Genomic DNA, 9,566 nt, shown 5'->3' with positions numbered 1-9,566 from the left:
TTGAATGGGTTCATGTGCAGCTCCATCAGCAAAAGGGGATGATAAGTTTATCACCACCGACTATTTGCAACAGTGCCATCGCGAGTGGGTCAGGGTGGGACGGCTTAAAAACCCTTGTTGCAATGGCAACCAGGCTGACCGCCACCATGGCCGACGATCCGCTCAATCATGTGCTCGACGGTTATCACCGCTTCCGCCGATACGCTCCACGCATGTTGCGCCTGCTCGATCTGCGAGCTGCGCCCGTTGCACTGCCGCTTCTGGAAGCGGTGACGGCCCTTCGTACCGGTTTGAACGATGCCGCGATGACCAGCTTCTTGCGGCCCAGCTCGAAATGGCATCGCCACCTTCGGGCCCAGAGGGCTGGCGACGCTCGCCTATGGGAGATCGCGGTGCTGTTCCATCTGCGCGATGCGTTCCGCTCCGGAGATGTCTGGCTTACTAGGTCCCGGCGCTATGGCGATCTGAAACACGCACTCGTTCCGGCACAATCCATCGCGGAAGGCGGTCGTCTCGCTGTGCCATTGCGGCCGGAGGAATGGCTGGCAGACCGGCAAGCTCGCCTCGACATGCGGTTGCGCGAGCTTGGCCGTGCCGCTCGCGCAGGCACGATCCCGGGCGGGTCGATTGAAAACGGCGTTCTGCATATCGAGAAACTCGAAGCCGCCGCGCCGACAGGCGCCGAAGATCTGGTGCTCGATCTCTACAAGCAGATCCCGCCCACGCGCATCACCGATCTCCTGCTGGAGGTGGATGCGGCGACCGGCTTCACCGAAGCGTTCACCCATCTGCGCACAGGAGCACCCTGCGCTGACCGGATCGGGCTAATGAACGTTATCTTGGCGGAAGGGATCAACCTCGGCTTGCGCAAAATGGCGGATGCGACAAACACCCACACCTTCTGGGAATTGATCCGCATTGGACGGTGGCATGTCGAGGGCGAAGCCTATGACCGGGCGCTGGCCATGGTGGTCGAGGCACAGGCAGCGTTACCCATGGCCCGGTTCTGGGGCATGGGCACGTCGGCTTCGAGCGACGGACAGTTCTTCGTCGCTACAGAGCAAGGTGAGGCCATGAACCTGGTCAACGCGAAATATGGCAATACCCCGGGCCTGAAAGCCTATAGCCACGTCTCCGACCAATATGCGCCGTTCGCAACCCAGGTGATTCCTGCAACGGCAAGCGAAGCGCCTTACATCCTCGATGGCCTGCTGATGAACGATGCTGGACGCCATATCCGCGAGCAGTTCACCGACACGGGCGGCTTCACCGATCACGTCTTTGCCGCATGTGCCATTCTCGGCTACCGGTTCGCTCCGCGCATCCGCGACCTGCCATCCAAACGGCTCTACGCGTTCAATCCGTCGGCCGCCCCGGCGCACCTGCGAGCGTTGATCGGCGGAAAGGTCAACCAAGCCATGATCGAGCGCAATTGGCCCGACATCCTGCGCATCGCCGCCACCATTGCTGCCGGGACCGTCGCGCCAAGCCAGATTCTGCGGAAACTCGCCTCCTATCCGCGGCAGAACGAGCTCGCGACAGCCCTGCGGGAAGTCGGTCGCGTCGAGCGCACCCTGTTCATGATCGACTGGATTCTGGATGCCGAACTCCAACGGCGTGCCCAGATCGGGCTCAACAAAGGCGAAGCTCATCATGCGCTGAAGCGGGCAATCAGCTTCCACCGCCGCGGTGAAATCCGCGACCGTTCCGCCGAAGGCCAGCATTACCGCATCGCCGGCATGAATCTGCTCGCCGCCATCATCATCTTCTGGAACACCATGAAGCTCGGCGAGGTCGTTGCAAACCAGAAACGCGATGGAAAGCTGCTATCGCCCGATCTCTTGGCCCATGTTTCGCCGCTCGGATGGGAACACATCAATCTCACCGGAGAATATCGCTGGCCAAAGCCTTAGCGTAGGATTCCGCCCCCTCCCGCAAACGACCCCGGTGACGGGATTGGCAAGGTAGCCGGGTCCAGCCTGCACGCCGGCGTGGCGGCCAGGGCCGATGAACGCAAGAAGCTCGAACGGCTGTGCCGGTACATCAGCCGCCCGGCGGTATCCGAGAAGCGGCTGTCGTTAACACGAGGCGGCAACGTGCGCTACCAGCTCAAGACGCCGTACCGGGACGGCACCACGCACGTCATTTTCGAACCATTGGATTTCATTGCAAGGCTGGCCGCCCTGGTACCGAAGCCCAGAGTCAACCTAACCCGCTTCCACGGGGTGTTCGCACCCAACAGTCGGCACCGGGCGTTGGTCACGCCGGCAAAACGGGGCAGGGGCAACAAGGTCAGGGTGGCTGATGAACCGGCAACACCAGCACAACGGCGAGCGTCGATGACATGGGCGCAACGGCTCAAGCGTGTTTTCAATATCGACATCGAGACCTGCAGCGGCTGCGGCGGCGCCATGAAAGTCATCGCCTGCATTGAAGACCCTATAGTGATCAAGCAGATCCTTGATCACCTGAAGCACAAAGCCGAAACCAGCGGGACCAGGGCGTTACCCGAAAGCCGGGCGCCACCGGCTGAGCTGCTCCTGGGTCTGTTTGACTGACGAGCCTGAAGGCCAACGATACCAATCAAAATGCTGCGTTCACAGCGCCGCGGCAGGGATCCGCCGTGCTGGTTGTCGGAAAAGGAGCCGCTAGTGGGAAAGAGGAGGGTAAATTTTCAGCGTTGCTGGCTCCCCGTCAGCCGGATTGGGTTGCATCGCAGGGGTGTCGAAAGAGTCAACTGCGGTCCAAAGCTGTTGGACTTGGGTGAAAAGGGCGTTTATTCTTCCTATACGTGCCGCGTTCCAGGCGGCGACTATGAGGGCTATGTCGATGCCCATGTGCGCCGGCTGGAGGCGCTACGCCGGGCCGGTATCGTCGAGCGGATCGACGCCGACCAATGGCGCATCCCCGATGATCTGGTCAGCCGTGCCGCCGCCCATGACGCCGGCCGAGACAGTCAGGCCAGCGTTCGCGTCCTTTCCCCGGTCGATCTGAACAAACAGATCGGATCGGACGGCGCGACCTGGCTGGACCGGCGGCTGATCCACGGCGAGACGGCCGACCTTGCGCCAACCGGCTTCGGGCAACAAGTCCGCGAAGCCATGGACCAGCGCCGCGAGCACCATATCGAACAGGGCGACGCCACCCGCAGCCGGGACAGCCGCGTCTTCTACCGGCGCAACCTTCTCGCCATCCTGCGGGAGCGCGAGGTAGCCGGCGTCGGATCGGATATGGCTTTGAGTAAGGGCCTGCCGTTCCGCGCCGCCACGGACGGCGAGAGCGTCAGCGGCAAGTTTACCGGAACCGTGCATCTATCGAGCGGCAAGTTCGCCGTGGTCGAGAAATCCCATGAGTTCACCCTTGTCCCGTGGCGGCCGATCATCGACCGCCAACTCGGCCGCGAGGTTATGGGCATCGTGCAGGGCGGGTCGGTGTCGTGGCAGTTAGGGCGGCAGAGGGGGCTGGAACGCTGAGTGCGCCCATGCCGCATTGCGAAGCAAAAGATAATCGGATAAAATGTAGCAATTCATATTCGTAAGCGTGGAGTAATCAGATGGGAAATTCCAAGTCAGCAGACAAGTAAGCCGCAACAACCAGTATTGTTGTTGCGGCGCTCTGTAAGGCTAGTCTCATCTGATTGCTGACGAGCAGACGTCGCCCGGTATTCCTTAATCGAGGGTTGATTCGTCATGACCACCACACGCCCCGCGTGGGCCTATACGCTGCCGGCAGCACTGCTGCTGATGGCTCCTTTCGACATCCTCGCTTCACTGGCGATGGATATTTATCTCCCTGTCGTTCCAGCGATGCCCGGCATCCTGAACACGACGCCCGCTATGATCCAACTCACGTTGAGCCTCTATATGGTGATGCTCGGCGTGGGCCAGGTGATTTTTGGTCCGCTCTCAGACAGAATCGGGCGACGGCCAATTCTACTTGCGGGCGCAACGGCTTTCGTCATTGCGTCTCTGGGAGCAGCTTGGTCTTCAACTGCACCGGCCTTTGTCGCTTTCCGTCTACTTCAAGCAGTGGGCGCGTCGGCCATGCTGGTGGCGACGTTCGCGACGGTTCGCGACGTTTATGCCAACCGTCCTGAGGGTGTCGTCATCTACGGCCTTTTCAGTTCGATGCTGGCGTTCGTGCCTGCGCTCGGCCCTATCGCCGGAACATTGATCGGCGAGTTCTTGGGATGGCAGGCGATATTCATTACTTTGGCTATACTGGCGATGCTCGCACTCCTAAATGCGGGTTTCAGGTGGCACGAAACCCGCCCTCTGGATCAAGTCAAGACGCGCCGATCTGTCTTGCCGATCTTCGCGAGTCCGGCTTTTTGGGTTTACACTGTCGGCTTTAGCGCCGGTATGGGCACCTACTTCGTCTTCTTCTCGACGGCTCCCCGTGTGCTCATAGGCCAAGCGGAATATTCCGAGATCGGATTCAGCTTTGCCTTCGCCACTGTCGCGCTTGTAATGATCGTGACAACCCGTTTCGCGAAGTCCTTTGTCGCCAGATGGGGCATCGCAGGATGCGTGGCGCGTGGGATGGCGTTGCTTGTTTGCGGAGCGGTCCTGTTGGGGATCGGCGAACTTTACGGCTCGCCGTCATTCCTCACCTTCATCCTACCGATGTGGGTTGTCGCGGTCGGTATTGTCTTCACGGTGTCCGTTACCGCGAACGGCGCTTTGGCAGAGTTCGACGACATCGCGGGATCAGCGGTCGCGTTCTACTTCTGCGTTCAAAGCCTGATAGTCAGCATTGTCGGGACATTGGCGGTGGCACTTTTAAACGGTGACACAGCGTGGCCCGTGATCTGTTACGCCACGGCGATGGCGGTACTGGTTTCGTTGGGGCTGGTGCTCCTTCGGCTCCGTGGGGCTGCCACCGAGAAGTCGCCAGTCGTCTAACCGACGACTGGTAGCAGGCCCGCTCCGATGCGGCGCACTAACCATCGAAACCTCGTGAATGTCGGTATCCTGTCTGGCAGGATACCGCTCATTTCCCTTGTTCAGTTCATCGCCGTCGCCGAGCATCTGAATTTTCGGCATGCGGCCAAGGCACTTGGTATCAGCCAGTCGAGCGTCAGCGCGCGTGTGAAAGCGCTGGAGGATAACCTTGGTGTCCTGCTATTTGAGCGCCATGCGCGGGGCGTTCGGCTAACAGACGCAGGCAGGCACTTCATGGAGCGTGTCACGGCGGGTGTCGATCAACTCGATCACGCAGTGAAGACCGCGGAGTGACGGGCACTGGCTGGCAATGTCTAGCAACGGCAGGCATTTCGGCTGAGGGTAAAAGAACTTTCCGCTAAGCGATAGACTGTATGTAAACACAGTATTGCAAGGACGCGGAACATGCCTCATGTGGCGGCCAGGACGGCCAGCCGGGATCGGGATACTGGTCGTTACCAGAGCCACCGACCCGAGCAAACCCTTCTCTATCAGATCGTTGACGAGTATTACCCGGCATTCGCTGCGCTTATGGCAGAGCAGGGAAAGGAATTGCCGGGCTATGTGCAACGGGAATTTGAAGAATTTCTCCAATGCGGGCGGCTGGAGCATGGCTTTCTACGGGTTCGCTGCGAGTCTTGCCACGCCGAGCACCTGGTCGCTTTCAGCTGTAAGCGTCGCGGTTTCTGCCCGAGCTGTGGGGCGCGGCGGATGGCCGAAAGTGCCGCCTTGCTGGTTGATGAAGTACTGCCTGAACAACCCATGCGTCAGTGGGTGTTGAGCTTCCCGTTTCAGCTGCGTTTCCTGTTTGCCAGCCGGCCCGAGATCATGGGGTGGGTGCTGGGCATCGTTTACCGCGTCATTGCCACGCACCTGGTCAAGAAAGCGGGCCATACCCACCAAGTGGCCAAGACGGGCGCGGTCACCCTGATCCAGCGTTTTGGATCGGCGCTCAATCTGAATGTTCACTTCCACATGCTGTTTCTCGACGGTGTGTATGTCGAGCAATCCCACGGCTCAGCGCGTTTCCGCTGGGTCAAGGCGCCGACCAGCCCAGAGCTCACCCAGCTGACGCACACCATCGCCCACCGGGTGGGTCGCTATCTGGAACGGCAAGGCCTGCTGGAACGGGATGTCGAAAACAGCTATCTGGCCTCGGATGCGGTGGATGACGACCCGATGACACCCCTGCTGGGGCACTCGATCACTTACCGTATCGCTGTCGGTTCACAGGCGGGGCGAAAGGTGTTCACTTTGCAAACTCTGCCGACCAGTGGTGATCCGTTCGGTGACGGGATTGGCAAGGTAGCCGGGTCCAGCCTGCACGCCGGCGTGGCGGCCAGGGCCGATGAACGCAAGAAGCTCGAACGGCTGTGCCGGTACATCAGCCGCCCGGCGGTATCCGAGAAGCGGCTGTCGTTAACACGAGGCGGCAACGTGCGCTACCAGCTCAAGACGCCGTACCGGGACGGCACCACGCACGTCATTTTCGAACCATTGGATTTCATTGCAAGGCTGGCCGCCCTGGTACCGAAGCCCAGAGTCAACCTAACCCGCTTCCACGGGGTGTTCGCACCCAACAGTCGGCACCGGGCGTTGGTCACGCCGGCAAAACGGGGCAGGGGCAACAAGGTCAGGGTGGCTGATGAACCGGCAACACCAGCACAACGGCGAGCGTCGATGACATGGGCGCAACGGCTCAAGCGTGTTTTCAATATCGACATCGAGACCTGCAGCGGCTGCGGCGGCGCCATGAAAGTCATCGCCTGCATTGAAGACCCTATAGTGATCAAGCAGATCCTTGATCACCTGAAGCACAAAGCCGAAACCAGCGGGACCAGGGCGTTACCCGAAAGCCGGGCGCCACCGGCTGAGCTGCTCCTGGGTCTGTTTGACTGACGAGCCTGAAGGCCAACGATACCAATCAAAATGCTGCGTTCACAGCGCCGCGGCAGGGATCCGCCGTGCTGGTTGTCGGAAAAGGAGCCGCTAGTGGGAAAGAGGAGGGTAAATTTTCAGCGTTGCTGGCTCCCCGTCAGCCGGATTGGGTTGCATCGCAGGGGTGTCGAAAGAGTCAACTGCGGTCCAAAGCTGTTGGACTTGGGTGAAAAGGGCGTTTATTCTTCCTATACGTTGTCGGCAGCGGGCCAAAAAGGAATACGTCCATGCCCATCGAGGTGAAACCGGCTGTGAGCGCGGGTTCAAGCATATAGCCCGACAGGCGCGTATCCTTGCCGATCACGACACGATGGCGGTGGTCACCGCGACGAAAGACACGGCCAGCCGCCATGCCGACGCGCAAGGCGGTTTCCGCCGTCATCGCGCCTTCGTTGGCTTTGCCACGAATACCGTCTGTGCCGAAATATTTGCGCACCATAAGGTCGATTATCCTGTCGTCGGGTCGCCCTCAAAGGGGACATGCCTGCTGAACCGCGAATATAGAGAAATATCCCGAATGTGCAGTTAACGAATTCTTGCGGTTTCTTTCAGCGCCGCCAATACCGCCAGCCCGTCGCGCAAGGGGCGCGGCTCGTGTGTGCGGATGAAGTCAGCTCCACCTGCGGCGGCGGCAAGCTCTGCAGCGAGTGTCGCGGCCCCGACATCCCCCGGACCACGGCCTGTGAGCGCGCGCAGAAAGGATTTGCGCGAAACAGACAGAAGCACCGGCAAATCGAAGCGCAGCCGCAATTCATCGAACCGCGCCAGCACCGAGAGCGAGGTTTCGGGAGCAGCCCCCAGAAAAAACCCCATGCCGGGATCAAGGACAAGGCGGTTGCGTTTGATACCGGCACCCGTCAGCGCCGCGATGCGCGCGTCAAAGAACGCCGCAATGTGATCCATGATGTCGCCAGCGGGTGCCTCGCGCCGATCTGCCTGCCCGTCTTGCACCGAATGCATAACGACGAGTTTGGCAGATGATTTCGCCAATTGCGGATAGAACGCAGCGTCTGGAAAACCGCGAATATCATTGAGATAGGCCACACCACGCGACAAGGCATAGGCTTGCGTCGCGGGTTGATAACTGTCGAGCGAGACGGGAATGCCATCTGCCTTGAGCGCGTCCAGCACCGGCGCGATACGCGCGATTTCTGTGTCGGACGAAACAGGCGCGGCGTCGGGATTGCTGGATGCCGGACCGAGGTCGATCACATCTGCCCCCTCGGCCATCAGCTTACGCGCCTGCGCAATGGCTGCGTCTGGCGCCAGATACCGGCCTCCATCGGAGAAACTGTCCGAGGTTATGTTGACGATGCCGAAAATGATGAGCGATTTATTCATGGGGGCTTCTATAATAATAATAATCGAGCATGAGTCTCATACGGATGCTCGGGTCGAAAGGGAATCCCCAGGCGAGTAACCTGTTTGCGGTGATCCATTAGCTGCAGGAGCAGAAGAGCATACATCTGGAAGCAAAGCCAGGAAAGCGGCCTATGGAGCTGTGCGGCAGCGCTCAGTAGGCAATTTTTCAAAATATTGTTAAGCCTTTTCTGAGCATGGTATTTTTCATGGTATTACCAATTAGCAGGAAAATAAGCCATTGAATATAAAAGATAAAAATGTCTTGTTTACAATAGAATGGGAATAAGCGGCGTAGGCCCTTTCACCCTTCAAGCATAAAAATGTAAAAAAGACGCCCTTTCGGCGTCTTTTCTTTTTCCAATCGTTTGCGCCTCACTTTTCCCTTCGCTAGCCGCTTTCTTCCCTCCCTGCCTCTGTCATATCTGACAGGGGGTGTTTTATGGATCTCGCACTAGGCTCAGCCATGCCAATTGAGACCGGCGCCGTGAGGTGGTGGTCGTGGCAGCAGGGGAGGGTGGCGACAGCAACGCCTTCATGTGCGCTATCGACACTGAACGCACCGATATCTGGTGTGGCCCCCGGTGGAGTCCGGACACCACTTGAATAAACGGGGCGGAACCCGAACAGCCAAACGAGTAGGGACAAGAGATCACGGAGGGTTTGTTATGTCAGAACAAGCAGTGTTGTTGGGCGGATGGACTGCCTACCACAAGCTGAGCGCCAAAGATCAGGCCGTATTCAACCAGGCGCTGGAAGGATTTGTCGGGGTGCAGTACACCCCCTTTGAAGTCTCCACCCAGGTCGTCGCCGGCACCAACTACCGTTTCAAATGCAAAACCACGGTGCCGCTGCCCAACCCGATCCACGGGGAAGCCGTGGTGCAGATCTTCCAGTCCCTGGATGGCTCGGCCCATATCACCTCCATTACCCCGATCTGATAGGGTTGTGGGCAGGGTGGGGAGGGGGAGTAGCTTCCAACCTGCTTGCTCCAGATTCTAGAAATAAGAAAGACGCCTTAGGGCGTCTTTTCTTTATCTACGATCTGGCACCGCAGATATATGCCCAGCATTGGTACTTATTATTTAATTTGTTGATATTTATTAGGAAAGTTCCATATTCCTCTTTTTCTTATCTGCCTTGCTCGCTAGGATAGTTGTTTGGAAATAACCCATTTGGGGCCGACCATGAGTCAGGCCAGAGAAATGCCATAGGTAACAAGCTGCAGGCTGTTATTCAGGGGCGGTAGCATCGGCAATGGCACGAGTACACCGAGCTCCAGTGGAGCCACAGTTGATGTAGGGGATCACAGTCATAGATTGGGTT

Annotated in this window: 8 protein-coding genes and 1 pseudogene; 7 read left to right on the top strand and 2 right to left on the bottom strand. The window is 58.9% G+C overall.

Annotated elements, in window-relative coordinates:
* From OKC44_RS10670 to OKC44_RS10645, 6 genes and pseudogenes are all read left to right on the top strand, one after another.
* On the top strand, nt 1-1,913 hold a 1,913-nt coding region (locus tag OKC44_RS10670), incomplete at its 5' end, for a Tn3 family transposase (RefSeq protein ID WP_225463296.1).
* 15 nt (nt 1,914-1,928) lie between these two features.
* Nucleotides 1,929-2,558 (top strand): annotated as a pseudogene (locus OKC44_RS10665) (IS91-like element ISCR2 family transposase); the annotation flags it as partial.
* A 30-nt stretch (nt 2,559-2,588) separates the two neighbouring features.
* Complete coding sequence (locus OKC44_RS10660; RefSeq protein ID WP_001447541.1) at nt 2,589-3,473, top strand: DUF3363 domain-containing protein; 885 nt, start codon at nt 2,589-2,591, stop codon at nt 3,471-3,473.
* A gap of 216 nt (nt 3,474-3,689) precedes the next feature.
* The gene (gene floR / locus OKC44_RS10655) at nt 3,690-4,904 is read left to right on the top strand and encodes a chloramphenicol/florfenicol efflux MFS transporter FloR (protein ID WP_023300759.1); all 1,215 of its coding nucleotides are present in this window, start codon (nt 3,690-3,692) and stop codon (nt 4,902-4,904) included.
* Between the two features lie 54 nt (nt 4,905-4,958).
* Entirely contained in the window at nt 4,959-5,237 is a 279-nt protein-coding gene (locus OKC44_RS10650) for a LysR family transcriptional regulator (RefSeq protein ID WP_001100557.1), read from the top strand.
* A gap of 111 nt (nt 5,238-5,348) precedes the next feature.
* Nucleotides 5,349-6,842, top strand: coding sequence for an IS91-like element ISCR2 family transposase (locus OKC44_RS10645; protein WP_001120888.1), 1,494 nt, complete (start codon nt 5,349-5,351; stop codon nt 6,840-6,842).
* A 175-nt stretch (nt 6,843-7,017) separates the two neighbouring features.
* On the opposite strand, the gene OKC44_RS10640 is transcribed toward OKC44_RS10645, so the two are convergent.
* Together OKC44_RS10640 and sul2 are read right to left on the bottom strand one after the other, a co-directional pair.
* Nucleotides 7,018-7,320 carry a phosphoglucosamine mutase gene (locus OKC44_RS10640; RefSeq protein WP_000251875.1) on the bottom strand — a complete coding sequence of 101 codons (303 nt, stop codon included), beginning with the start codon at nt 7,318-7,320 and terminating at the stop codon, nt 7,018-7,020.
* Between the two features lie 86 nt (nt 7,321-7,406).
* Complete coding sequence (gene sul2 / locus OKC44_RS10635; RefSeq protein ID WP_001043260.1) at nt 7,407-8,222, bottom strand: sulfonamide-resistant dihydropteroate synthase Sul2; 816 nt, start codon at nt 8,220-8,222, stop codon at nt 7,407-7,409.
* A gap of 686 nt (nt 8,223-8,908) precedes the next feature.
* Here sul2 and OKC44_RS10630 point away from each other — a divergent pair.
* A complete protein-coding gene (locus OKC44_RS10630; protein ID WP_010633780.1) occupies nt 8,909-9,181 on the top strand; it encodes a hypothetical protein in 273 nt (90 codons plus the stop codon).
* The last annotated feature ends 385 nt before the right edge of the window (nt 9,182-9,566 follow it).

Origin of the sequence: Aeromonas sp. S41-2, assembly GCF_027705845.1 — a bacterium.
GTDB lineage: Bacteria > Pseudomonadota > Gammaproteobacteria > Enterobacterales > Aeromonadaceae > Aeromonas > Aeromonas hydrophila.
The sequence above is the reverse complement of the archived record's forward strand: the minus strand, read 5'-3'. Positions and strand labels throughout refer to the sequence as shown.